We start from the raw sequence: 25132 nt of genomic DNA, 5'->3' as shown, positions 1-25132 counted from the left end.
GGTTTTTAATAGGTTTTATGTTGGATTGCGTGACACTAATGCTTTTGAAATTGATTAGTCTGTCATTTCAAGGGATAAATGCTGGATAGAAGCTCAATAGCTTTAGCTTTCTATTATTTTTTGCTTGAAGGTGTCGATGTAGATTGCAGAATTTCTGTATTAGTCGTTGTGGAATATAAATTCTATGGGAGAGAAATGTAACTTCTCCATTCTTGACGGTTGTATTTGCGATGCTTTTGTTAAAGTAACCAAACAAACGAATCTTGTAATTGTTATGCTCTATGATTGTTATGTATAGTGGAGAAGATGTTTTGCTTAGAAACTTTCTAAAAAAACTACCTCCCTTTGTTTTTTATCAGAGAGGTAGTAAGAGTTTATTTTTCCACAAAACATTCTTCACAGAATAAACGTCTTTGCTTTATTAAATTATTAAGTTTATGGTTTGCAGAGATGCAGATTAATCATATTAGAATTGCTTTTAAAAACGGTAACGTAAACCTCCTGAGAAGCTCTTTCCTGACATACCAAATTTTTGGAATTTGTGCTGATAGTTCATCTCTCCATATAAGGAAACCGCTGAAGATAACTGTGCGTCAACACCAATACCTCCTTCGAGAAAGTCACCTACAGGGTCACGTTGAAAGATGTCACCAATCTTTATTGAACTATCATTGCCGAAGATTTTCACAATATCTAGTTTACTATAGAAAGAAAAAGCATTTATTTTTTCATTAGGTTTAATTGTTTTTGTTAAACGTCCACCGATACGCACTGACCATTGAGAAGGATGACCCATATCAACTTTAAAACCATCAACATCTGAAATAGTATCAAACATCAAATACTGGTAAGAAAGTTGTGCTTTTGGTTCAAAAACAAGTTTATTAATGCCTATTTCTAGTGGCTTTCTGATGGTGCTAGACAAGCTAAATGTTTTTGTGCCTTCCAATGTTGAAGTTTTTCCAATGATAGCATTTGTGGTGTTTCCATTGAGGATCATACCGTAGGATAGTAGCGTATCAATATATAAATTATCATTATATTGTGTGCTGCTGTAGGCTGTAAACGATAATTTGTCTAATTTATTTTTATCAGAATCAGCCATATCTCTCGGAGTGAAGGATAATTCGCCATAAGTTCCCAACCAACCAATATGTGTGATAGTACTTTGGCTTTCCAATGTTTTCAATATCAAACCTGCTTGCAAAGCTGTATAATGCGTATTGGCACCATAGCTGTACTCTAGGGCTGTGCGTTTTGAGGATAAAGTCATTGCGTGACCGTAAGAGGAAAAGAAAAAGATATTATCGTTATCACGCATTGTGCCCTGAGGCGCTGACCATATATGGGATAAAAGCGTGTTTTGGTGATTTATATCAGTCAAACCAGCAGAAAAGAGAGTATTGGGCAAAACTAAATAACTAGCTACTTGTGGAACAACAGCTTTTACACCACCATCTGGATTGGGCCTCCCTGGGTCGGGATTACCTGGGTCGGGATTACCTGGGTTAGGAGGTGAAGGATTGAGATACTCATTCTGCAAGCGAAAATCCCAAAAATCATTGCCCGGATTGATTAGATTTTGATCTGCGTCGGCTGCTCCATGGCTTGAGTTTTTTCCATAGGCATTAAGTATATATTTGTACGGTTTGCCATCAAGGGCTACGTAACCATTCGCTAATTTAAAGGAATTTTCATTAGCTTCTCCAGAGATTTGAATGAGTGAAAGACCTCGTTGATTCCAAGGAAGGGTATCATCCTTATCTTCACCATTTCTTTTTATTTTGACATGAACTGTGGTAGTTCCTGCAACGTCACCATTAATGAGGAGCCGGTCAGTTTTTTGATCTTTTATATTTTTACCACTGCTCCATATTGCATTAAAATGAACTTGTGTATCTCCCTGTGCAACATATACAGGTGATATATCGTCTTTAGAATCGGAATCTTTTAAGGAAGAAATATTAGGGCCTACAAGTAATGTTTGATAATCACTTCCCATTGGCTCCTTAAAAATGACTTTGCTATTGTTCAGTATAAGTTCAGAAATTTGAGAGTTTGATCTAGTTGCGATATCAATAAGGTCTCCGTTGCCGTCCTTTTCATTACTGATCTTTAAGTACCATGTTGTATTTGTTAGATCAAAGGATACTTTGCGATCATCTAGAATTCGTGTATTTCCTTCCAAAATGGAATCCTCTGCTTTTAATTGGAGCAGAGGAGAAATGTCCTTACGGTCTTCAATTTTTTCAAAATCTCTTGTTTTTGTAATTGCTAAGCTAATTAGTAAAACATCAGCGCGAATTACAGAATTTTTGAGATCAATTTTGCCAAGTCGAGCTTGATTGAGAATTCCGGTACCATTTTCTACAGTTACGTTTGCATTAGTCATACTTATTTGACTAACCTCTCCGGTTGGGGCCCCCGACCATCGATCCACAAGGTTGATACCGACTTTATTTGCTATCACAGTTGTATCTGTTACTTTAGCTTGTCCACCTTCTCTTATCGAAAAAGCAGTATTTGCAGAAATTTTTCCTCCATTGATAATAGCTCTGGAATTTCTATCTGTCACATAAATGGCTAGGTCTGCTTTTACATCAACATCATCTAGGGTGATGGAGGTTAATTGGGCTATGTTCCCAGGGGAACTGATATTAAGAGCAGTTCCTATGGTATCGATCGAACCACCTTTCATTGAGATTTGACCACCATCTAGTGCTGCAAGGGCAAGACCTATAGAGTGAATTTTTGTATTCGTTAGTATGATTACACTATTAGACCCCATAGCTCCTGCACCGATTCCTCCTGCACCATTAGATGTTAATGTTATATTGGTGCCGATGATTGTGCCACCATTCTTACCCGTGGAACCATCAACATGAATGGCTGCTCCCTTTATTCCGGCACCTTCAGATGTATAGGTTTTGTCGACAAGATTTACCGTTTCTCCACTATCAACACCAACGCTTTCAGCAGTTGCGTGAAAATTTGTATAAAGAAAAAAAACGCTAGCAGTTGCTGTGCACAACCAAGAATATTTATTATTCATGAAAATGTTCCCCCACCTACAGACCACCCCTACTTCACCCTCTTGTGTTTAACCGAAGAAGGTAGGTCTGATCATTTCAAATAATGTTCGGTGAGCGCTATCACTTTTTTTATCAAAAAGTCAAATCAATTTACGCAATTTTGTAATTGCTACATCTAAATGATCAATGTCACATATCATGTTTAGAAGTTATAGCGCAATCCTCCTGAAACGATATTTCCAGATATACCGGCTTTTTGGAGTTTGTGTCGGTGGCTTATATCCCCATGTAAGCTCACCTGCTGGAATAATTGAGCATTTATACCTACACCTCCTTCGAGTAAAGATCCCATAGGATCAACGTGGAATATATCACCAATTTTTATCGTATCACTGCTGCCAAATGTTTTCATGAGATTCAGTTTGTTATAAAAGGAAATTATGTTTTCATTTTCAGCTTTAACAACTGTTTTTGTCAAACGTCCGCCAAGACGTACCAACCACTGATGTGGAGACCCCATATCAACTTTAAAACCGTCAACATCTGAAATGATAGGAAAGATTAAATTTTGGTAAGCAACTTGTGCTTGTGATTCTAAAAGAAGGTTTTCAACGTTTGTTTCAAATAATTGTCCAACGGTTGCGGATAATCCCCACATTCTTGTGCCATCTAATGTTGAAGTATTACCTATTATGTCATTGGTGGTATTACCATTGACAATACCGTAGGATAGTAATGTATTGACATATAGGCCACTATCGTAGTGTGTGCTGCTATAGGCTGTTATTGACCATTTATTTAGATTGTTCTTACTAGAATCAGCCATGTCCTTTGGAGTAAAAGAGAGGCTACCATAAGTTCCTAAAAAGCCGGTATATGTGGTAGAGTTCTTTCTTTCCAATGTTTTTAGTTCCAGCCTTGTTTGTAAAGCACCATAGTTGACGTTAGCTCCATAGCCATATTCTAGCGCTGTACGTTCAGATGATAGTGCCATTGTATGGCCATAGGAAGAGAGAGAGAAGGAATTGTTTTTGTGATCATTTACGTATAAAGAGTTTGATCGTATGTGTGATAGGGTTGTTTCTTGATGATCCATATCGGTAAGACCAGCAGAAAATAGAGCGTTAGGCAAAATTAGATAACTGGCAAGTTGTGAAGCGACAGCTCTTATTTTTTTGTCGGGATCAAGATATGCACGTTGTAGGCGAAAGTCCCAAAAATCATCACCAGGATTGACCAAGTTTTGATCAGAGTTTGATTCACCGTTACTTGAATCTTTTCCATAGGCATTAAGTGTGTATTTGTAGGGTGAGTCATTAAGCGTAATATAATTATTTGCTAGCTTAAAAGAGTTCTTATCAGCTTTACCGGAAACTTGAATGAGCGAAATACCCTGTTTATTCAAAGGTATGGAGTCATCTTCTTGGTCAGTGTTATTTTCTTTTATTTTGACGTAGACTATAGTGGTTCCTAATACGTCACCGTTAATGAGAAGTCGATCAGTTTTTTGATCTCCTATTTTAGCACCATTACTCCATTGGCTATTGATATAAATTTTCGCATTTCCTTCTGCGATGTAGGCAATAGGATCATTTTTAAAATTATGGTCTTGCACAAAGGAAGCAGGTGTTTTCGAGTCTATGAGCAATGTGTGATAATTATCGCCGTCAGGTTCTTTAAAAAAGATGGTACTGTCTTTCAGTGTGAGCTTAGAAATTTTAGAATATGATCTGTCTTTAATATCAAGCAATTGACCATTTTCGTCTTTTTCATTACTTGTCTTTAGGTTCCATATTGTATTGTTAAGATCGAAGGAGACGTTATCATTTTTTGCGGTGCGTACACTACCTTCTAAGATAGAATTTTCAGCTTTGAGTGTGAGATTAGCAGAACCATTTTTAATATTTCCTTCTTCTTGCTTCACACTGTCCAATAAGACATCTGCATGAATTTCAGAATTTTTTAGGTTTATTTCACCTTTTGCAGAAGTTCCAAGAATGCCAATGCCGTCTTTTACAACCAATTTTGTATTAGTCAAAGTTACTTTATTGGAATGCTTTGAACCAGCAGGGTTTCCTTCTTCATTGGAGGTTCTCAAAATTATACCATGGTCATTAGCTTTTGCAGAAGAGACATTTGTAATTTCAAGTTGCCCGCCATTTTCTACGATGAATGCATTTTTATTCGCAAAAATTTGGCCTCCAGTCATAACGATTTTTGCTTTTTCACCTATTGCATGAAGGCCATTGAGTTCAGATTTTATGTACGTACCAGCTAAAGTAATGAGCGTATTTTTACTATTTTTAGGGTCATATTGAGCTATTACAGCATTCGCTTTTGCTGTGATGGAACCTCCAGTCATCTTGACTTCACCAGCATGTGTTATAATTCCATCATGTGCACTAATGGTAACATTTTTTAGGGTAATGACGGTTAGACTATTTGGATTGGCCAATGACTCTGGAGATTCTTGCAAAATAAGCACACCTGTTTCATTCGCTAGAATGGAACCATCTTTCATAGTGATTGTACCACCATTTTGCGCAAAAAGACCAATATCAACGTCTTTGATTACCGCGCCACCATTTAATTCAATTTTCCCATCGGGACCATCAGCAATAGCGCCAACAGTAGGTCCTTTATTATTTATTGTTTCATTAGCCTTACTGGTGATATCATTTTTTGGGTTTTGAGCATTTGCATCAAAATTAAGGATGCTTAAAAATAAGTTAGCGATGGCTGTGCATGATAAAAGATATTTTTTATGCATAAAAATATTCCAACTTAATTTGCCACAATCCATTCCTCTCCGATTGAAGAAGAAAGATAAATTAGCTATTTAAAATTATTGCAGAAAGTCCCCTACGTTTTATAGCGACGACGGTATCATTCTTGTAATTTTTATGTCAATAGCCTGCATAGGGCAAAGTAGTGCTTTAGGTTATATTTAGCTTTAAGTTTGTCTTGATAGTTAATATCAGCTTAAAGCATATTATCTTGTATTGAGTGATAAGTAGGTATTTGTTTTTTGTATTTTATAGTATATTTTATGCAGGTGACATAGGAATTTTGATGGAGAGTGTCACTTTTGTGATAAGATTTCTTTTATAAAGGGATTTTATACTTCATAAAGAGTAGGGGGATAAATTTTAAAATGATTTATATTAAGAATTTTGCAGAAAGAATATCATTTTACATGTTCTCAAGAACAGGTTCTTTTCTCTGGGAAGTGATGTGATTACGATTACTAGATGTTCTGTTATCCTGATCTGAGAACAGACATCATTTTCGCGCAAGCTTTATTTTTTATCATCTAGAGGAGTGAGTGGGTGAATAACTCTAAACACGTTGTGTTGCCATATCTCATGATAGATTTTTTAATGATGACGGTATGAATGTATGCTTGATAAACTTTTTGCTTTTCTTTCTTCTTCAGGAAATGCTCTCCATAAACTGGGAGCGAGGCGTTTAGTAGCCCTTGGTTTGGTTGGAATAACACTCTTTGGAACAATTTTATTCTCCAGTTTTTATCTAACACGTCCTTCATATGAAACACTTTATATTGGTCTTTCTCGTGATGATGTAAATCGTATAGGAATGGCTTTGGGTGAGGCTGGAATTGCTTTTGATGTTTCTTCTGAAGGGAATTCCGTTCAAGTCCCCATAGGGAACGCAGAAAAAGCGAGAATGTTTCTTGCAGAAAAAGGTCTCCCAACATCGAATAATGCAGGATATGAATTATTTGATAATATGGGGTCATTAGGATTAACCTCTTTTATGCAAGAAATTACGCGTCAACGTGCATTGGAAGGTGAAATTTCTCGCACTATTCAAGCTGTGCAAGGTGTAAAAGCTGCGCGTGTTCATATTGTTTTGCCTGATAAGGGCTCTTTTCGTAGAGTTAATCAGAAACCTACGGCATCTGTCGTGATCCGCACAGATGGTGGTTTTTCTGTTGAATCTGCGCAATCTATTAGGCAATTGGTTGCAGCTGCAGTTCCTTCGCTTGAAGCAAGCTCGGTGACGGTAATGGATACACGGGGGCATATGTTGGCTTCAGGGGTTGATGCATTAAATGGAGCTCCTATAGCGATGGCTTCTCTCGAGCATCAGGTAGCATCACAGATTGATACCAATATTCGTAAGCAGTTGGTTCCTTATTTAGGGTTTGATCATTTTCAAACTAGCGTACAGGTTGAGTTAGACACAGATCGACGTCAAATTAGTGAAACCATTTTTGATCCAGAATCGCAGGTAGTACGTTCTGTGCGTTCTATACGTGATCAGGCAGATAGCCAAAATAGTCGTAATAATGATGCTGTTGGGGTAGAACAAAATATCCCGCAAGAAGAAATTGTAAGCAGCAATGGGGAAAGATCAACTGATAAAAAAGATCGTCGTGAAGAGACAACAAATTATGAGATCAGCTCTAAAGTTATTTCTACAGTTAGAGATGGCTACAGCGTGAAAAAATTGGCTGTTGCTATCATAGTAGATCGTTCACGTTTAGTTTCTGCAGGTGGTGAAAAGGCAGGCTCTGAAGAGTTTATTAATGAAGAGATAGATCGCATTCAACATATGGTTTCAGCAGCTGCAGGATTGGATCCAAACCGTGGAGATATTATTAACGTAACAGCAGTAGACTTTGTTGGTAATTCTGATGCAGATTTGGAGCCTGTCAAAGCACCTCTTTGGAGATCATTGTCTCCTTATCTGCCAAGTATAATCAATGGGATTGCTTTGTTAGCTGCCGTTTTGCTGATTTTATTTCTTGGTGTGCGTCCATTAATGCGTGAAAGAGAAAAAGCACTTAATGCAAGGACATTGACAGATTTAGGTGCTGTTCCCGCTTTGCAAAATCAATCAGGGAGTTCTGAATCCGAAAAGATAACAAAGACAAATGATGATGCACTCCGTGATTTGCGTAATCGTATGCGTGTTCCTCCGCAGGATCGTCTTGAAAAAATGATAGAAATGGACGAAGAACGTTTTGTTGGGATTTTACGTGAGTGGGTTCATGATACAACTGCGCAGGTTACGTAAATTGATGGGGGCATCTCATTAAATGGATGTGAAGAATAAAATGGAAAAGACAAGTGACGTGTTTCAGGGAAAAGTAGGTCCGCAACTTTTTTCTTTTTTGAATGATTTTTCGCCAACTTGTATTGTTGATAAAGAAGAAGATGTTTTTTTATCCAGTTATGGAAGTGAAAAAGAATATGGTGGTGTAGTTCCTCTTTCTTCTCGTTTAAGTGATTTTTCTTTTGGGGATCAAGGAACAGCTATTTTACCTCTCAAGGATAAGAAAGAGATTATGTATGATGATGACATGCAAAAGGCATCATCATTGATCAATGATGCAGTTTTGGAAGAGAGAATGACAGACTTTTTGTCACTTAAGAACTCTCCTATTTCTAAAGATATTAATGTTTCTGATGTAATTCAAAAAGAAGCTGTCGATCAGGCAGTAAAAGAAATAACAGAAAAGTTACAAACAGATTTTTCAGTTGAAAAGAAGCGTATGGAGGAGGAGCATGCACAAGCTCTTGAGGAGATCCAACAAAATGCGGTTGTAGCTCTAGGGGACCGTATAAGTCATCAATTAACAGGAGATTTTTCATCTTTACGTCAAGAGATTGCTCAAGATGTTGTACAAATTCTTTCTGTTATTGTTGGTAAAAAAATGACAAATGAAATATTGCAGAATTTTGCTGAAGAAGTAGCAAAACAGGCTGTTGATGCAAAGCATCCTCTTATTCTTGAAGGCAATGAAAAACTTCTTGAACAACTAAAAAAGCAAAAAGGATTTAATTCTTCCCAATTTAAATTTCAGCCGACTGACAGTACGGAGATACGCTTGCGTCGTGATGAGACAGTCATCACTACACAGCTTTCCTCATTATTGACAACATTGCAGGAGTTGATTCAGTGAAATCAGGTGATCCGCAACATCCTCATTCAGAAATTGTTATCGTTCGTCGTGGAGGGCACGATAATAATGATGATCATCATGGTGGTGTTTGGAAAATTGCGTATGCTGATTTCATGACAGCAATGATGGCACTTTTTCTTGTGATGTGGCTAGTAAACATCAAAGATGAAAAAGCAAAGGCCGTTATTGCAAACTATTTTAACCCAATTAAGTTGGTTGATCATGACACAAGTAAGCGTGATGTTAAGCAAAGTGATAGCAAGGGTGATACGCAAGGTTCTGTAAATCAAAAAAGCGAAGAAGAGAGCTTGGAAAATGGTCGATTCAATACCGGAGAAGAAGCAAAATTAATGCGTGATCCCTATGCGGGATTAGAGAAGATTATTCAGACACACCAAATCATGCAGAATTCTATCAATAAAGAAATCAAAAGTGAGGCCGTAGGAGAAGAAGGTAGTGGAGAGCCACGTGATGGTATTGAGATGTGGGGTAGTTATGGTGAGCCATTTTCTTTGAACTATTGGAAACAGCATGTTGTTTCTGATCCTTCCCTTGTTGAAAAAGGGACACAACAGGAAGGAGAAATGCAGAATAGTTTAGCTTCCAAAAAAGAGCGTGGTTTTGCAAATGAATTAGTAGATCTCGTAAAAGAGATGGGCGATGATTATCCTGTGCGCGCTTCTGTTGATTTAGTCAGCGAAGGAGTAATGATTGAATTGATGGATCAATCTCAAGGTGAAATGTTCAAGATTGGTTCTTCTGTCCCCACAGCAGAGATGGTTGAAATTATCGGTAATGTAGCAAAAATTATTGGAAAACATGAGGGAGATGTTATCGTTGGCGGTCATACTGATGCTCGACCTTATCGTCACTCTACTTATGATAATTGGCAACTCTCAACAGCGCGAGCGCAGATGTCTTACTATATGCTAGTGCGGGGTGGTTTAGATGAAAGACGAGTTTTGCGCATTGAAGGGTACGCAGATAGAAAGCTAAAAAATCAACAAGATCCATTTGCTGCTGAAAATCGGCGTATATCCATTTTGGTAAAATTTTCAGAGAGTGAACGGATTCAGGAAGCTGATGCTGCAGTTAAAAGTCCAGCACAAAAAATTCCGCTTCCAGAGGGAAAAGTTGCACCATGATAACGAAAAAAATATGTAAATTTTTCCTTTTTATTGCTGTTACTCAGGGAATTTTTCTGCGGGGGGGAGGAGCGTCTTCGTATGGAGAAAAACGAGTGGATCATACAAAAGAGAATAGGCTTTTGGTGGCTCAAGTAGAAGTTTCTTCAGCAGTATCCTCATCATCTGTATCAGATACTGCTTTATCCCGACCCGTTCAGCTTGTTCGTTCATTGCAAAGTTTGCAGGATCAAGTTGTATTAGGCCAAGAAGGAGCATTGCAAAAACAGGGAGCTCTTTTAAAAGAAATTGGAGAAGAGTTTTTGACTTTTGACGCCAATATTTGGCAAAATGAGAGCAATCTTCACGCATTATTGATCTATCTTTTTAATGGAGGAAATCCCCAAGCTGTAAAGATGATCTTAGAAAACAAGGCAGAAAAGAAAATTCCTCAAAATATGATAAAGGGTGCTTTAGCTTATGCATCTTATAAAAGAGGAGAATTTTTAAGGGCCTTTGAAGATGTGGGTGATGAAAGTCTTCAATCGTTACCTCCTGCTTTATTTCTTTCTATCATTCTTTCCACTATAGTGAATACACTTGAAAGAGATTCAGTTTTAGCCATGAAAAAATTGGATCAGGTAAGACTTCTTGCCGTAGGTACCTTATTTGAGGAGAGTGCAATTCGCAGTGAAATAAAGGTTGCCGCAACACTTGGTGATATAGATCTGTTAACTTTATTAGTCCGTAATTATAGATATAGATTTAAAAAATCACCGTATTCTCCTTATTTCTGGCGTGAATTTAGAATTGCGGTTTCCAACATCGATAAAAAATTAAATGATGAACAATTAGAGACTTTGATTTCATATGCTCCAAAAATGGTTCAATTGGCGACGTATACGGATATTAGTCGTACAGCATTACTCGATGCACGTATGGAAAGAGTTCATTTAACGACTCAAAGAGCTTTAACATTGGCACGCGATTTGAGCATGAATGATATGTCTATTCGCCTCTATTATGCAGCGAGTTTGGCTGGTTCAACATCAGCAGAAGAAGCTGCGCGAATGTTGCAAGAAGTTTCTTGTGAAGGGGTGTCAGAAAGAGATTGCTTGTTGCTGAGTGCCGCGCAAAATGTGGCAAATAGAGTTTCCTTTGCTTTGTCAGATACTCAGGGAGAGATCGAAAAACAAGTTGCTGCTCACTCTTCTCCTCGTGAAGAGATATTAATAAGGCTAGGGAGATCTATTGAAGAAAAAAATAATAATATCTTGCCTGTTATGGCAGAGACGGATCAGTTTATCGAGAAGACACAAGAAAAGATCAATATTATTGATCAATCATTGGGAGACAAGATGTGATGATTAATGCAGATAAGTTGCAGGATCTCTTTTCTTCCGTATCGCCTATATTGGGTAAGGGGCAAACTCAATTTGATGAAGATATAAGCGATGAGATGCGCGGAAAATTTGAAACTTTAGTTAATAAGGGTCAGGAGAACGCCAGCGAAGACTCCTTACTTATACAAACAGAAGAAGAGCAAGAGAGAGAGAGCATAGAGATCCTTAAAGAAAAAAAGAAGCATTTAGAGTGCCAGAAGGATTTTCTCCATCAACGAGAGATTAATTCTGTATGTTTGGTTCAAAAATTGATGCAACAAGATAAAATTGAAGAAAAATTAAGTGCGTTTGTAAATGGTGAAAATGATCCAGGTTTCATAAAGGATGAAAAAACTAATCAATGGATTAACGGTATACAACAGGTGGATGTGGATGAAGAAGCGGTTCAAAAAAGGGAAGTAAAGCAGGATCTGCAATCTCAAAAACTTTTGGATCGTTTTACGCATAATTCTGCACAAAGCAATGATCCCTTAGTAGTTCGCTTTGATGCAGAAGTAGGGCATTCTCATACAATGGGACATTCTCAATCGCTTGATAATTTGAAGATAGGAGATAAACTTTCTTTAAAGGCAGGAAAGAAAAATTTTCTCAGTCCATTGAATGATGTTCAGATTACTTTAAATAAAAAGGTTGGTTCTGTGCAGCTTTTGCATTTGAAGTTAACACCAGGTGAGCTTGGAACGATTGACGCAAAGTTACGGATGACAACACAAGGGTTGCATATTGAATTACAAGTTCAGCGTCAGGAAACAGCACGTCTCCTAGCTGATAATCAGCAAATGTTGATGCGTATTTTAGAAAAAGTGCATGCCCGAGATGGTATACGCTCATTGGTAACTATCGTTGATAAATCTATTTCAGAAAACCAGCTAATACAGGTAGGGCAAGGGTTAGGTCAGGGTTATAATCAACAAAATTTTGATGGACAGCGTCAAGCATTTGACCGCAATGATCAAGGTAGACACAACGGATCAAAACAATTTTTTAAACAGTTTTTATTGGAAGATTCACTGTTAATAGAGCCTTTGCATGAAGATGCTTATCCGCGTAGTTCTCACCGTCTGTTTGTATAATTTCATCGCATTCAGTGGTTTTGCAGCTGAAAATGCATGTGAAGCAGAAATGATCAATGCTTCTAAGCGCTATGGTGTTCCTTTAGGCATTCTTTATGCTGTTGGGTTGACAGAAACAGGTCACAAAGAATCTCTCCAGCCTTATGCATTGAATATTGATGGCCGTGCTGTTTTTGCTAAAACACGTGCAGAAGGGGTGATTCTGTTTAAAAATGCTCGGCGTCGTGGCATCAGATTAATTGACATAGGATGTATGCAAATTAATCATTATTATCACGGGTTGCATTTTTCTTCTGTCGAAGAAATGTTTCAACCACGTGAAAATGTAGATTATGCAGCACGTTTTCTGCAAATTTTACACAAAAGGGAGGGGAGTTGGACAATGGCCGTTGCACGGTATCATGCAGGCCCTAATAATGATCCAGCTCAAAAGCGTTATGTTTGCCGCGTTATCCATAATATGGTTGCTAGTGGTTTTGGTAAGTGGACCGCTAATTCCAAATCTTTCTGTAAAGATTAAACTAATGTATTTCTGATAAAAATGGTATTTTTTGATTATGTTACTTGCAACTATAAATTGTTCACCAAAGAAAAAATGTCTAATTTATAGTATAGGTATAATATTTATGGATAATAAATTAGAAAAATAACTTGTTTTTTTATAGAAATTAAAGTTATAGTAAGAAAGTTGTAAGTGGTGCGGGGTTTGGGTCGCACACACGATTTATGTTTTCGAGGGGGAAACTATCAATGATAGTTGTCGTAGATGACCGTAGATTGGTGACGGATGGCTATGCTGCACTTTTTTCTCAAGAAGGTGTTGCAACGACAGGTCTCTCATCTACTGATTTTAGTGAGTGGATTTCTAAGGCTTCAAGTAATGAGGTTTCTTCAATTGAAGCAGTCTTATTGGGTAGCTGCAAAAACCAGATTGAACTTCCTAAGGAAATCAGATTTTATAGTTCTGTGCCCGTATTGGCTATGACAGAGATCAATTTGCTTGATCATACGATAGAATTGTTTCAAGCGGGTATTGATGATGTTTTGCGTAAACCCATTCATGTTCGCGAAATTTTAGCACGAATTGCTGCTATTCGTCGCCGTATGGGAGGGGATGTCCGCGGCATTGATGCTGCAGTGAGAGTTGGGCCTATTAGCGTTTTTAATGATGGACGTGATCCACGTATTAACGAGGTAGACTTTCCGTTACCTCGTCGTGAGAGGCGTATTCTTGAATATCTTGCTTCTAATTTTGGACGGCGTGTCAATAAGACTCAAATATTCAACGCTGTCTATGGTGTTTTTGATGATACTATTGAAGAAAATGTCATTGAAAGCCATATAAGTAAACTTCGCAAAAAATTAAAATTCAAAGTTGGTTACGATATTATCGATTCGAAGCGTTTTCTTGGCTATAGTTTAATAGTCAAAAATTAATTAGGCTTCACGTAATATAGTTTTTACCTTTGTTTAATGAATATTTCATGAAAATCTGTTTTTGTATTTGCTTGTGTTAAAATAACATCAGAAGATATGCCCTTAATTTAAAAATCACCTTTATTTTTCGTAAAACTACTTAAGCAACAGCTTCACGCAAGAAAGTTTCTGTAAAGAAGTTTGTAAGTTAATTTTAAAACGTGTCTCTAGGACGCATTAATATAAGGAGGTGAGATGAGTATTTACGGTATGATGCACTCGGGTATTTCAGGGATGAACGCTCAGGGAAAGCGCCTTGCTGGTGTTGCAGAAAATGTCTCTAATGCTGGTACAGTTGGGTACAAACGTACTAATGTGCAATTTTCCAATTATGTGACGCCTTCGGGGGATTATGCATATATTCCCGGTGGTGTAAAAAGCCATGTTGGTCATGATATTTCTCTCAGTGGTCCTGCGCGTGCGACAGGGCGTTCTGGTGATGCAATGATCGATGGGAATGGTTTTTTTCGTGTTGAAGACGAAAATGGGAATGAATTTTTAACCCGTGCAGGTTCTTTCGTGCGTGATAAAGATGGTTATCTGCGTAATACAGCTGGATATTATCTTTTGAATGATGAAGGAGAGAGAATTCAAATTAAAGGTGGCCCGACGGATTTATTTGATCCTGAAGTCACAACGATGATTGATTTTAAAGCAAATTTTGACGCTAGTGCGGAAGCTTTAGGGGATGGAGATATCGATCCTAATGATCCTAAAAGTTATAATCAGAAGAAGTCTGTAACTGTTTATGATAGTCAGGGTAAAAAAGTTCAAGTCGATTTTTATATGCGTAAGACCGCCGATAACAAATGGACGGTTGATGCTTATCATGGAGATAATAAGGTTGGCACTACGGACTTTAATTTTGATAAAGAAGGCAATCTTATAGAGCCTATATCAGATTTCAAACTAATATTACCGGAAAATGATGGGGGAGACCCTCCGGGGACTTTTGAAGTTGTTGTTGATTTTGGAGGCGTTGGAGACGCTTCTTTGGTAACGCAGAAGGGCAATAGCTATGCCTTTGAAGCAGAAGCAAATGGTATGGAAGCAGGTGCTTTTGATGATTTTTCTTTTGGTAAAAATGGTGAAATTCAGGTCAAATACACCAATCGACAAACCCGTGTCATTGGGCATGTAGGAGTTACTACTGTTACGTCACCAGAAAGTTTGACTGTTTTAAGTGGAACTGTTTTTCAAACAAATATTTACACAGGGGCTAAAATGCAAGGGCGTCCCAATGATGGTGTCTTTGGTTCGTTACATTCTGGTTATCTTGAAGATTCAAATGTTGATATGAGTGAAGAATTAACAGACATGATTGAATCACAGCGCAATTACACAGCTAATTCTAAAGTTTTTCAAACTGGTTCTGAATTAATGGATGTCATTGTTAATCTAAAACGATAATTTAAAGGGGGGATGAGGCTATGACTCTTAGTTCAGCGTTGAATTCAGCTCGAAATTCTTTGAAGGCAACAACAGGTCAGTTTAGTGTTGTTGCACAAAATATAACTGGTGCTCGAGATCCTAATTATACTCGAAAGATTTCATATCTGGAGTCAGGGCAGAATGGAGCTGTTCATGTTCTCGTCCGTCGTGATGATAACCCATATTTGCTAGATAATTATCTAGTTAAATCAAGCCAAGCTACCGCTGCCGGTAGTTTGGCAAATGGGTTGACCCGCTTATCTGAGATTCATGGTGCGGATGGATATTCACATGCACCTTCTCAGTTGCTCAGTGAGTTTCAAAAAGCACTTCAAGCTTATGCAAATGATCCAGATCAGCGTTCTGCTGGGGATGCTGCAGTTGATCGTGCACGCGATTTGATAAATTCTCTCAACAAGGGAAATCGTGAAATTGAAAAATTGCGTAATGATGCAGATAGTGACATTCAAGATTCTGTTGACCATATTAATGCCCTTTTGCAAAGGTTTCATGAACTCGATCAAAAAGTTGTCCAAGAAAAAAATTCAGGTCGAGATGCATATAGCTATATGGATCAACGTGATGCCGTTTTAAAAGAGTTATCTCAAGAAATTGGTATCAATACAGTAAGCCATTCTGATGGAAGTACAAGTATCTATGGTATGGATGGCAGTACACTATATGACAAAAATCCACGTAAAGTGACGTTTCAATCGAGTACGTCTTTGCCAGCCGGTGTTTCAGGAAAGCAAGTTTTTATTGATGGTGTTCCTTTAGGTCATTCATCTTTTATGGATCCAAATGGAAGTGGCAATATCGGTGGTCTTTTAAAGTCTCGTGATGAAATAGCACCACAATATCAAAAGCAATTGGATGAAACAGCCAATGCCTTGATGTCAATATTTTCTGGTCCTCCTTCTTTATTTTTAGATGGTGATATGCCAGAAGGTCAGATAGGTTCTCTTGCAGGTTTATCGGGGCGGATTAAGCTTAATCCCCTGTTTGATAGCAAGACAGAAGGTGGTGGCCCGGAACACTTTGGTAAAGATATTCAATCACTAGTTGATGCTTTTGATAAAGAGAGAGAATTTGGCTCTGATACGGGGCTGTCTTCGTCACAATCTTTGATGAGTTTTAGTAAAAATTCAGTGAGTTGGCTTGAAGGCCTACGTGCAGATGCAGATAAAAATGCGAAATATCAAAGAACAATGTTTGCGCGTGCTGCTGAGGCATTATCCAATGAAACGGGCGTTAATACAGATGATGAGATGGCAGTTATGTTGCAATTGGAGCAAGCATACGCAGCGACAACGCGTATTCTTAGTACGATTGGCAAAATGTTAGATGATCTTATGGTTGCAATTCGGTAGGTGTATAATGAAAATTCAATCAGTTTCGACATATGTTTTTAATAATGCAAGGCGCGATATGATTAATCAGGGGCAGTCTGAATTGACGCAGGCTGCTTATGAATTAATGACCGGGCGGGTATATGATATTGGTTTAACGTTGGGTCGTGGTACAGGGCGCTTGATGGAAATTCAAAATCAGATGAGTTATCTCGAAGGGTTTAGTAACAGTAATAAATTGTTGGCTTTGAGGATGTCTTCAGCGCAGGCTGCAATTCAAAGTTTGATCGGACAAGGTGATGATGAAACAGTACCAGGAGCATTAGTGCTTTTTAGTAATATGCTTATTGGTAATATAGGAGAGGAAACACCAGGTACCGCAAAATCAGTGGCAGAAAGTGCATTAGCTTCATTTATATCCGCTTTAAATACAAACTATAATGGTGAATATGTATTTGGTGGTGTTAATAGCAAGGAACCTCCGTTAAAACCTTATAAGGTGGGAAGTCAGGAAGGTCCAAGTAAAGTTATTCAAGACGCATTTGAAGAATTTCTGGACGGAAGAAATCCTGAAGATCTTACCGGTGAAGATATGGATAAATTCATCGATGAGGTTTTTAATGCCTTATTTGATGAAGAGAATTTTAGCAAGATTTTTTCAAATGCTAAAGACGGTTCTGCAGAAAAACGTATTGGGCCTAATGGTGAAGTTGTTGATGTGGCTGTAAGCGCTAACGAAAAAGGTTTTCGTGATGCCATGAAAAATATGATTTTAGTAGCTGAATTTGGTGATAGAGGTCTATCAAAAGAAGCGCAAGCAAGTGTCTTTGCAAATGCTCGTGCATCTTCTGACGGAACGTCTACAACGACAGCTATCAATGATATCATTATGACAGCTTCTAGATTAGGGAGCGCAGAAGAAAGAATAAAATCAGCAACATATCAAATTGAGGTGCAGACAGATCTTTTAAAGAATGCAGAGCTGAATATGATTGGTGTTGATGCAGCTGGAGTAGCCCAAAGAGTTAAAGATTTGGAAGCGATGCTTAATCTTTCTTACACGTTAACTGCTCGTATGGGGCAGTTAAGTCTTGTAAATTATCTTAGGTAAATAGAGGCTTTTTATGTATCAAATGCGATACGAAGACGTTATGGAAGATGACGCAATGAGCGCACGTGAACGCGAGCGCTCACTGTTTGATCGATGCATTAAGCTTCTCCGTGATGCGAAGGAAAAAGGCCCTGGTACACACGAGTCTAGTGAAGCGGTTCAGTTTTCCCGGAAACTTTGGATTATTCTAATCGAAGATTTAGGACAAGCAGATAATGCTTTGCCACAAGCGTTGAAGGCATCGCTTATTTCCATAGGTTTTTTTATTTTAAAGGAAATTCAGAGGTTAGATGAAGGAGAAATTGCAGATTTTGATGTTCTCGTTGAAATTTCTGAATCAATTCGTGATGGTCTTGCTACAAATTCAGAAAGATATGAATGAGGGAGAAGAGCATGTATTTGACGTTGAAGCCAAATGAAAAAATTTTTCTTAATGGTGCTGTTTTACGTGTCGATCGTAAGGTAACTTTTGAGTTACTCAATGATGCAACGTTTCTTTTAGAAGGGCATGTTTTACAGGTAGAAGATACAGATACGCCGCTTAAACAACTTTATTTCTCGGCGCAGCTTATATTAATTAATCCAGAAGAAGCCAAGCAAGCGCTGGCTGTGTTTGTCGAATTATTGAAAAAAACTTTTACAAACTTTTACGGATCCCGATCTTTTGGAAGGGTTAAAAGAGTGTACTTACCTGATAGAAAAAACAAAGTCTTTGAGATTTTGAAAGTAATTCGGGGTTTGTTTCAGAAAGAGGCTAAAGTTATAGAAAAAATGCTTACTTCAGACATCAACACCACAGCAGATGTGAATGTAAGAAATATTGAAATGCAGTATTAGAAAGGTATGAGATGACAGTTAGCACAGTTGGAAATCCTGGATTTCTTCGGGACGGTGATTCAAGGCCAGAGTCTTCAGGGGAAAAGCAAAATGCGGATTATGATACATTCGTGAAGTTGCTAGTAGCACAAATGAAAAATCAAGATCCAACTAACCCAATGAATTCAACAGAATTTGTGGCACAATTGGCAAGTTTTTCAATGGTTGAACAAACCATAAAAATGAATGAGAAACTTGAGCAGGTTCTCGCAAATGGAACAACAAATAACGCAGCAAGTTATGTTGGTAAATATATTCAGTTTAAGGATAAAGATGGAAACATAGTTGAAGGTTATGTTAAGTCCGTTGACATTTATAGTGATGGTGTAGTTGCCGTATTAGATAATGGTGAAAAAGTCTTAATAGGACCTGGTGTCACGGTTATGGATGAAAAGCCAGATGGAAGTGAAACCGAAAAGCCAGATGGAGGTGAAACTGAAAAACCAGATGAAAAAGCTGCTTAATTGCGTAGTAGAGTTGAAGTATGAATGAGGCTGATGCCATTGATATGGTTACTGCTGCTATCTGGACCGTTTTGATTGCAAGCGGTCCAGCAGTTTTTTCTGCTATGTTTGTTGGAATAATCATTGCTTTGGTTCAAGCATTAACGCAAATCCAAGAAATGACTCTGACATTTATTCCGAAAATTATAGTAATCTTTTTTGTATTAGCATTTACAGCTCCATTTATTGGAGGGCAGATCTATGCTTTTACACAATTGGTTTATAATCGAATAGAAACGGGATTTTAATACTCTCTTTCGGTAATAAAACTTTGTGATCTTTTATTGTATCTGAATAGTTATTTCTGTTTTTATCGGTTAAAAGCTCAAGATTAGAGTTTTTTTGTTATGAATTTAGGAAATAATTTCAAAAGTTTAGAAAAATATTAGTTTATTTTTACAGAAAAGTACGGCTTTTACTGAGAGCTTTTATAAGGCTAAATTACGGAAATGGACTTATTAATAAAGATGGTAGTACTTTAAGTAGTATTTAAAGAAACTATTATGCTTGCGGATACCAATGTTAGTGCCATGGGATGGGTATGATTTTAAGATTTATTGCTGATTATGCAAAGAAGTGTTTCTTGTAGAATATTTAATCTTAAAAGGCTAGTTTTCCCTGTTAGTTAGCTTTATGAATTGGGCCTTTGAAGTTGTTATATACAATCCATCGTGTTTTGATAATTTGCTGAAAATTGTAACGATAGAAGTAAAACCATTCGGTAAATAAAAGAAGTCTAAGCATGAGCGGATTGTGAGATTAACAATGGCTGGGGAACTTGGATTCGAACCAAGATTGACGGAGTCAGAGTCCGCAGTTCTACCATTAAACTATTCCCCAAAGAACATAAGTTTTATCGCTTCTAACAGATTTTAAAATGTCTGCAAGCTTAAAAAAAATAATTGCTAAAATTATTGGTAATAAAGAGCCGTAGGAATATCGTTGATCATTTTCACTTGAATATCTACATCATAGATTTCTTTAAGAGTTTTAGGTTGAATAATTTCTTTTGGGGTTCCAAAGTAAGCCACTTTACCATCTTTGAGTGCAACAATTCTGTCTGAGTAAGATGCGGCAAAGTTGATATCATGCATTACAAGAAGAATGGTTTTTTTAAGTTCGTCCGCAGCACGACGTAACAGTTTCATCATGGAAATAGAATGTTTCATATCCAGGTTATTCAGGGGTTCATCCAATAATACGTAATGGGTATCTTGGCAGATGATCATCGCAATAAAAGCCCGTTGGCGCTGCCCTCCAGAGAGTTCATCTAAAAATTGTGTTTCCAAACCGCTTAATCCAAGATATTGGATAGCTCTTTCGATAAATTGTTTATCTTCATTATTATAACGTCCTTTGGAATAGGGATAGCGCCCAAAGCTCACTAAATCATACACAGTAAGACGAATGGATAAAGGGTTATCCTGACGGAGGAGTGATAATTTTTGGGCTAAAATGTCATGCGGTATTTTATCAATATTAAGGCCATCAATATGGATTTGGCCATTATTTTTTTGCAGAAGGCGTCTTATCATCATTAAAAAAGTCGACTTTCCAGAACCATTTGGACCGATGAGAGAAGTTATTCCTCCTTTCGGAAGATGAATGGATAGATTATCAATAACTAATTTAGCTCCATAAGATTTAGAGAGGTTACTAATTTCGATCACTTGAACTTTCCTTTCATCAATAAAGTTAGAAAGACAGTTCCACCTAAAAATTCAATGATAAAGCTTAAACGTCCTACCATGTTGAAAATTTGTTCCCAGATAAATTGACCACCAACTAAAAAAATAACAGCTAATAATACTGCAATTGGTACCATGACACTGTGTTTTGTTTGAGGTGTGAGGTAGTAAGCGAGGTTTGCAACAAGTAGGCCGAAGAAAGTAATGGGCCCAACAAGTGATGTTGAAATAGAGACAAGAATAGAAACAAAGATGAGAATGGTTGTAACAATTTTATTATAATGGACTCCAAGGTTGAGAGCAGTTTCATTTCCAAGAGCAAGGATATCGAGTGTATGGCGTAAACGCCAACCAATTATACTGGTAATGAAAACAATTCCTGTGGCAAGGCCGATCAATGGTGAGTTAAATTTATTGAAGTTAGCAAACATGATGCTCGTTAAATTCATTATTTGATCTGGATCTAATCGCAATTGCATAAACATGCGTAGGCTGAAAAAAAAGCCACCTAAAACCACACCAACTAAAAGAGTGAAGTGGACTCCTTTAAGGTTCCCTGACAAGAAATACCGAAAAAGAGTAACTGAAAAAATGATTAAAATAACGGCTTCAAGTAGAAATTGTCCTTGTGCATTTAAAAAGGGTAAAGAAAGAGATCCAATATGATAAACGAGTACGGTTTTAATTAAGATGTAAAGTTGATCAAACCCCATAATAGATGGCGTTAAAAGGCGGTTATTTACAACTGTCTGAAACAGGACGGTAGAGACTGCGATCGTGTAGGAAACAAGTAAAAGAGAAGCCAACTTTGTTAACCGCAATGACCATGTATAAGTATTAACATTCCATGTCATATAGAGGGCAACAACAATGCAAGCACTGACAGTGAGTGTTATGAGCATCCACAGGGTTGTTTTTTGTTTATCCAAGGCGCTTTCTCCAGTGCAAAAGAAGCACAATAAAAACAAAACTTCCAACAACACCCATAGTGGTGCTGATAGGGATTTCGTTGCTCCGTTGTGCAAGTCGTCCCAAAAGATCGCAAAGTAGGACAAGTCCTGCACCACTGATTGCTATCCAAGGTGCACTGTGGCGCATATTATCACCCATGATCTTTGAGATAATGTTTGGAATAATGAGTCCTACAAAAGGAATCCGGCCAACTGTGCAAATTACTACAGCAGATGTTAATGCGATAACAAAGAGGCCAAAAAACATTACATTACGATAATTTAGTCCTAAATTGCTGGTTAAATCCTCTCCGAGGCCAGCAACTGTAAAACGATCAGCAACACAGTAAGCTAAGATACATGTGGGAAGAGCAAGCCACAAGAGTTCGTAACGTCCTTCAAGGATCATTGAAAAGCTACCAAACAAATAGGCTTGGAGAGAGGGAAGAAGTGTTTCGTAATCTGCAATGGCATTTACTAAGGAGCTGACTATATATCCAAGCATAATACCTGTAAGTGGTACAATGAGAGCAGATTTTATAGGGATTTGGCGCAATAAAAATATGAAGAGTAACGATCCTGTCATCGCAAAAATTGTAGCAACGGCCATTTTTCCAAAGGTAGGGATGCCAGGAGCAAAGATCATAACAAAAAGAATGCCAAGAGATGCAAACTCCGTAGTTCCTGTTGTTGAAGGTTCAACAAAACGATTACGTATAAGCATCTGCATGATCATTCCTGAAAGGGCAAGTGCCATGCCTGATAAAAGTGCAGCCATCGTTCGTGGAAAACGTGTTTTCCAAAACAAAAGCCATGCATTTGCATCATTTGAGAGCAAGTCATAAGGCGTTACACTAGAGTAACCAACGAAGAGACTGACAGCGGAAAGCATAATAATAGCAGCTACGGCTATCCAATAATTCTTCACGTTCAGTGCTTTCTGTAAAAAATAACAGAGGCCCTCAAAAGAGATTTATCCCTCTGTTATTAAGTGTCATTTCTGACAAATTTTATAGCAAGAAATTTTTTATGGCAAGCCAGTTGCCAGTAGGCCTATCGGCTTTTTTGAAAAACTTCGCTAATTTGTTTTATTGTGTTATGAAGTCCGGTAAGGTTTCCACTTGCTAGATACCAACTTTGAGGATCTAAGTAGATAATTTGGCCCTTTTTTCCAGCAGTTGTGCGGCGAATAAGCTCATTATCTAGTAATTCTGCGGCAGATTGTCCTTCGCGTCCGATAGCAGCATCCCGATCAACAACCAATAACCAATCAGGATTATGTTCTAAAATAAACTCATAGGAAACCAATTGACCATGTCTCTCTTTAGTTATTTTATCTGTCACAGGAGCAATGCCAAAAGCGGAATGGAGTAGATCAAAACGTGCTCCAGGACCAAATGCACTTATTTTACCACCGGAAGTCATGATAATGAGTGCTTTTCCTTTTCCTTTGGTATGTTTACGAACTTCTTCTAAAGCTTTATGAAGGTTTGTTATTTCTGCTTGAGCTTCTCTCTTTTTATCAAAAATTTCTCCAAGAATGTTAAGATTACGCTCAATATCCTTGAGAGTCGTTTGATATCCAACAGTCATATCAAGAGTTGGAGCGAGCTTAGAAAATTCTGGATAATTGGCCCGTACTCGTGAAGCAATAAGGATAAGATCAGGTTGAAAAGTAGCTATTTTTTCATAATTTGGGTCGGTACGTGTTCCAATCTTCTCATATTTCGGGTCATCAAATTGTGTTAAATATGCAGGTTTTTTCCCCTCTGTGACACCAAAAGTTGGATTAATGCCAAGACGCACCATATTATCAAGAGACGCAAGGTCAAAAACGACAACTCTTTGAGGGTTTTTAACTACAGCAGTACTTCCCGAAGAGTGCTCAATTGTAATAGCTGCCCATGAAATGGTTATGAAATTTACAAATACAGCAAAAATAAAGGCTGCCCATGTCATACGTTTTGTAATCATCTTTTGTCCTTTTTTTAAATATTCCTTAAAGGGTTTTGTAGGTTAAGATAGTTAGTATAAATGGCATAACTGCAAGACAATTCATTTTCCTCACAATTAACGCAGGAATAAATATGCAAAACTTTATGGCAAAATTTATAAAATGCCAATTTTTATACAGATTGCAATAATGTGTTGTATGTATACAATATATTTCGCAATAAGTATACATTTCGTATTCATATAAAAACAGAAATGTTATTTTCAATAAGTCGCGTAGATGTGCAGAGTTTTTTGAATAATTCATAGTGGAGTACATTTACGAAATTGAAATATACTTGTTTTTGTATTTTTATGGAAATGATAAAATTTTTAGAGAAAAAAATGAATGAGTGATTGTAGAAAAAACAGAGGAGATGAAGTTTAGAATACTTCATTGAAAAGAAAAAACTCTTAGAGTTTTGATAATATGGCCATTATATGGTAATTTTTCGTGCTGCCTGTTCCTAAGTTATCAGAAAATACACTTGTTGAAGATGATCTACTGTTAAAGACAGTCTATGGTTATGGCATTATTGTTTATGCTGCTGATTTTTCGTTGGTAGGTGGAGCATATATTCGGGATGGTCCAGCTGCTAGGGTCTATCCGTTTAGGGGGTATTGTTGTTGAACCTCAGGTTCATCTTGTTTACCAATTATTACTTTCAGATCCTGCGCGTGATGTTGATGGCTTTGATATCAGGCTTGGTCGTCCTGATCAGTTGACGATGCGTGCCGGAGGTCGTTTAAGTAAGGCGGTTTCATCCTTCCGGGGAGATGGTGCTGTTTCGCTTTACAGTACGTTCCATGTGACGAGTAGTTATGGAGGAAGACAGTTTGTATCATTTAAGGACTCATTCGCGTTGAGTGATTTTGGTTCGTCCTTAGAAGGGGGGTTAGGAGTTAATGCTGAATTGTCGTCTTCTGTAGCGTTCCATGGAGATATAGTTTATAAGCATAAGTTAGGTTCTTTAGGTCATTCAGGGAGCAGCTTTTCTGGAGGTTTTCGTTATCGCTTTTAGTGCTTCATTATATTTAATGTAACGCTTGCCTTTCTCAAAGCGAACTGTTCCGCCTTCTACAAAAATCCCTCTTCTACCCGTAGAAACGGCAACATTTTTTAAACGAGAATTCCTTTTTTTCTGAAAAGATTGATTATTTTGTACCCCTTTGTTGGTTTATCCCCAGCAAA

22 protein-coding genes and 1 tRNA gene are annotated in these 25132 nt (G+C 37.6%); 16 read left to right on the top strand and 7 right to left on the bottom strand.

Going from position 1 to position 25132, the window contains the following annotated elements; genetic code table 11:
* Positions 1-478: 478 nt before the first annotated feature.
* Positions 479-3052 carry an autotransporter outer membrane beta-barrel domain-containing protein gene (locus tag PU02_RS00735; protein ID WP_053943646.1) on the bottom strand — a complete coding sequence of 858 codons (2574 nt, stop codon included), beginning with the start codon at positions 3050-3052 and terminating at the stop codon, positions 479-481.
* 182 nt (positions 3053-3234) lie between these two features.
* Entirely contained in the window at positions 3235-5802 is a 2568-nt protein-coding gene (locus PU02_RS00730) for an autotransporter outer membrane beta-barrel domain-containing protein (RefSeq protein ID WP_053944594.1), read from the bottom strand.
* Between the two features lie 629 nt (positions 5803-6431).
* Between PU02_RS00730 and fliF the strand changes: the two genes are divergently transcribed.
* From fliF to fliQ, 14 genes are all read left to right on the top strand, one after another.
* A complete protein-coding gene (gene fliF, locus PU02_RS00725; protein ID WP_053943645.1) occupies positions 6432-8075 on the top strand; it encodes a flagellar basal-body MS-ring/collar protein FliF in 1644 nt (547 codons plus the stop codon).
* A gap of 22 nt (positions 8076-8097) precedes the next feature.
* Positions 8098-8964, top strand: a complete 867-nt coding sequence (locus PU02_RS00720) for a hypothetical protein (protein ID WP_053943644.1) — start codon at positions 8098-8100, stop codon at positions 8962-8964.
* Positions 8961-10109, top strand: coding sequence for a flagellar motor protein MotB (locus tag PU02_RS00715; RefSeq protein WP_071628352.1), 1149 nt, complete (start codon positions 8961-8963; stop codon positions 10107-10109). Before PU02_RS00720 ends, PU02_RS00715 begins: the two co-directional genes overlap by 4 nt.
* 95 nt (positions 10110-10204) lie before the next feature.
* Complete coding sequence (locus PU02_RS00710; protein ID WP_236824011.1) at positions 10205-11452, top strand: chemotaxis protein; 1248 nt, start codon at positions 10205-10207, stop codon at positions 11450-11452.
* Entirely contained in the window at positions 11452-12564 is a 1113-nt protein-coding gene (gene fliK / locus PU02_RS00705; protein ID WP_053943642.1) for a flagellar hook-length control protein FliK, read from the top strand. The genes PU02_RS00710 and fliK overlap by 1 nt, the downstream gene beginning before the upstream one ends.
* Entirely contained in the window at positions 12527-13084 is a 558-nt protein-coding gene (locus PU02_RS00700) for a transglycosylase SLT domain-containing protein (RefSeq protein ID WP_053944593.1), read from the top strand. Before fliK ends, PU02_RS00700 begins: the two co-directional genes overlap by 38 nt.
* A 230-nt stretch (positions 13085-13314) precedes the next feature.
* Complete coding sequence (locus PU02_RS00695) at positions 13315-14001, top strand: response regulator transcription factor (RefSeq protein WP_053943641.1); 687 nt, start codon at positions 13315-13317, stop codon at positions 13999-14001.
* 234 nt (positions 14002-14235) lie between these two features.
* The gene (locus tag PU02_RS00690) at positions 14236-15450 is read left to right on the top strand and encodes a flagellar hook protein FlgE (RefSeq protein ID WP_053943640.1); all 1215 of its coding nucleotides are present in this window, start codon (positions 14236-14238) and stop codon (positions 15448-15450) included.
* Between the two features lie 20 nt (positions 15451-15470).
* Positions 15471-16841, top strand: coding sequence for a flagellar hook-associated protein FlgK (flgK, locus tag PU02_RS00685; protein ID WP_053943639.1), 1371 nt, complete (start codon positions 15471-15473; stop codon positions 16839-16841).
* Positions 16842-16848: 7 nt separating this feature from the next.
* The gene (locus tag PU02_RS00680; RefSeq protein WP_053943638.1) at positions 16849-17931 is read left to right on the top strand and encodes a flagellar hook-associated family protein; all 1083 of its coding nucleotides are present in this window, start codon (positions 16849-16851) and stop codon (positions 17929-17931) included.
* Positions 17932-17944: 13 nt separating this feature from the next.
* Positions 17945-18313, top strand: a complete 369-nt coding sequence (gene flaF, locus PU02_RS00675) for a flagellar biosynthesis regulator FlaF (protein WP_053943637.1) — start codon at positions 17945-17947, stop codon at positions 18311-18313.
* Between the two features lie 11 nt (positions 18314-18324).
* Positions 18325-18768 carry a flagellar biosynthesis repressor FlbT gene (flbT, locus tag PU02_RS00670; RefSeq protein ID WP_071628351.1) on the top strand — a complete coding sequence of 148 codons (444 nt, stop codon included), beginning with the start codon at positions 18325-18327 and terminating at the stop codon, positions 18766-18768.
* 11 nt (positions 18769-18779) lie between these two features.
* On the top strand, positions 18780-19271 hold the full coding sequence (gene flgD, locus PU02_RS00665) for a flagellar hook assembly protein FlgD (RefSeq protein ID WP_071628350.1): 492 nt from the start codon (positions 18780-18782) through the stop codon (positions 19269-19271).
* 20 nt (positions 19272-19291) lie between these two features.
* Entirely contained in the window at positions 19292-19558 is a 267-nt protein-coding gene (gene fliQ, locus PU02_RS00660; RefSeq protein ID WP_053943636.1) for a flagellar biosynthesis protein FliQ, read from the top strand.
* Positions 19559-20076: 518 nt separating this feature from the next.
* Here fliQ and PU02_RS00655 read toward each other — a convergent pair.
* The 5 genes from PU02_RS00655 to PU02_RS00635 all read right to left on the bottom strand — a co-directional run bounded on the left by PU02_RS00655 (position 20077) and on the right by PU02_RS00635 (position 23922).
* Positions 20077-20150, bottom strand: a tRNA-Gln gene (locus PU02_RS00655).
* A 71-nt stretch (positions 20151-20221) separates the two neighbouring features.
* Positions 20222-20980 (bottom strand): iron ABC transporter ATP-binding protein, encoded by a 759-nt coding sequence (locus PU02_RS00650; RefSeq protein ID WP_053943635.1) that lies wholly within the window; start codon positions 20978-20980, stop codon positions 20222-20224.
* The gene (locus tag PU02_RS00645; RefSeq protein ID WP_053943634.1) at positions 20977-21927 is read right to left on the bottom strand and encodes an iron chelate uptake ABC transporter family permease subunit; all 951 of its coding nucleotides are present in this window, start codon (positions 21925-21927) and stop codon (positions 20977-20979) included. Before PU02_RS00645 ends, PU02_RS00650 begins: the two co-directional genes overlap by 4 nt.
* Positions 21920-22876 (bottom strand): ABC transporter permease, encoded by a 957-nt coding sequence (locus PU02_RS00640; protein WP_053943633.1) that lies wholly within the window; start codon positions 22874-22876, stop codon positions 21920-21922. Before PU02_RS00640 ends, PU02_RS00645 begins: the two co-directional genes overlap by 8 nt.
* A gap of 125 nt (positions 22877-23001) precedes the next feature.
* Positions 23002-23922, bottom strand: coding sequence for a siderophore ABC transporter substrate-binding protein (locus PU02_RS00635; RefSeq protein WP_053943632.1), 921 nt, complete (start codon positions 23920-23922; stop codon positions 23002-23004).
* Between the two features lie 472 nt (positions 23923-24394).
* Between PU02_RS00635 and PU02_RS06795 the strand changes: the two genes are divergently transcribed.
* Positions 24395-24571 carry a hypothetical protein gene (locus PU02_RS06795; protein ID WP_158404009.1) on the top strand — a complete coding sequence of 59 codons (177 nt, stop codon included), beginning with the start codon at positions 24395-24397 and terminating at the stop codon, positions 24569-24571.
* Positions 24525-24962, top strand: coding sequence for an autotransporter outer membrane beta-barrel domain-containing protein (locus PU02_RS00630; protein ID WP_053943631.1), 438 nt, complete (start codon positions 24525-24527; stop codon positions 24960-24962). Before PU02_RS06795 ends, PU02_RS00630 begins: the two co-directional genes overlap by 47 nt.
* Positions 24963-25132: the final 170 nt, after the last annotated feature.

Source organism: Bartonella ancashensis (assembly GCF_001281405.1).
GTDB classification, from domain to species: domain Bacteria; phylum Pseudomonadota; class Alphaproteobacteria; order Rhizobiales; family Rhizobiaceae; genus Bartonella; species Bartonella ancashensis.
The sequence above is the reverse complement of the archived record's forward strand: the minus strand, read 5'-3'. Positions and strand labels throughout refer to the sequence as shown.

Excerpts from the sequence above, each read along its gene's own strand:
- PU02_RS00730 (WP_053944594.1), bottom strand. The coding sequence starts at position 5,802 with ATGCATAAAAAATATCTTTTATCATGCACAGCCATCGCTAACTTATTT.
- flaF (WP_053943637.1), top strand. The coding sequence starts at position 17,945 with ATGTATCAAATGCGATACGAAGACGTTATGGAAGATGACGCAATGAGC.
- PU02_RS00735 (WP_053943646.1), bottom strand. The coding sequence starts at position 3,052 with ATGAATAATAAATATTCTTGGTTGTGCACAGCAACTGCTAGCGTTTTT.
- flgD (WP_071628350.1), top strand. The coding sequence starts at position 18,780 with ATGACAGTTAGCACAGTTGGAAATCCTGGATTTCTTCGGGACGGTGAT.
- fliF (WP_053943645.1), top strand. The coding sequence starts at position 6,432 with ATGCTTGATAAACTTTTTGCTTTTCTTTCTTCTTCAGGAAATGCTCTC.
- PU02_RS00690 (WP_053943640.1), top strand. The coding sequence starts at position 14,236 with ATGAGTATTTACGGTATGATGCACTCGGGTATTTCAGGGATGAACGCT.
- PU02_RS00720 (WP_053943644.1), top strand. The coding sequence starts at position 8,098 with ATGGATGTGAAGAATAAAATGGAAAAGACAAGTGACGTGTTTCAGGGA.
- PU02_RS00635 (WP_053943632.1), bottom strand. The coding sequence starts at position 23,922 with ATGATTACAAAACGTATGACATGGGCAGCCTTTATTTTTGCTGTATTT.
- flgK (WP_053943639.1), top strand. The coding sequence starts at position 15,471 with ATGACTCTTAGTTCAGCGTTGAATTCAGCTCGAAATTCTTTGAAGGCA.
- flbT (WP_071628351.1), top strand. The coding sequence starts at position 18,325 with ATGTATTTGACGTTGAAGCCAAATGAAAAAATTTTTCTTAATGGTGCT.
- fliK (WP_053943642.1), top strand. The coding sequence starts at position 11,452 with ATGATTAATGCAGATAAGTTGCAGGATCTCTTTTCTTCCGTATCGCCT.
- PU02_RS00630 (WP_053943631.1), top strand. The coding sequence starts at position 24,525 with ATGGTCCAGCTGCTAGGGTCTATCCGTTTAGGGGGTATTGTTGTTGAA.
- fliQ (WP_053943636.1), top strand. The coding sequence starts at position 19,292 with ATGAATGAGGCTGATGCCATTGATATGGTTACTGCTGCTATCTGGACC.
- PU02_RS00680 (WP_053943638.1), top strand. The coding sequence starts at position 16,849 with ATGAAAATTCAATCAGTTTCGACATATGTTTTTAATAATGCAAGGCGC.
- PU02_RS00700 (WP_053944593.1), top strand. The coding sequence starts at position 12,527 with ATGCTTATCCGCGTAGTTCTCACCGTCTGTTTGTATAATTTCATCGCA.
- PU02_RS00695 (WP_053943641.1), top strand. The coding sequence starts at position 13,315 with ATGATAGTTGTCGTAGATGACCGTAGATTGGTGACGGATGGCTATGCT.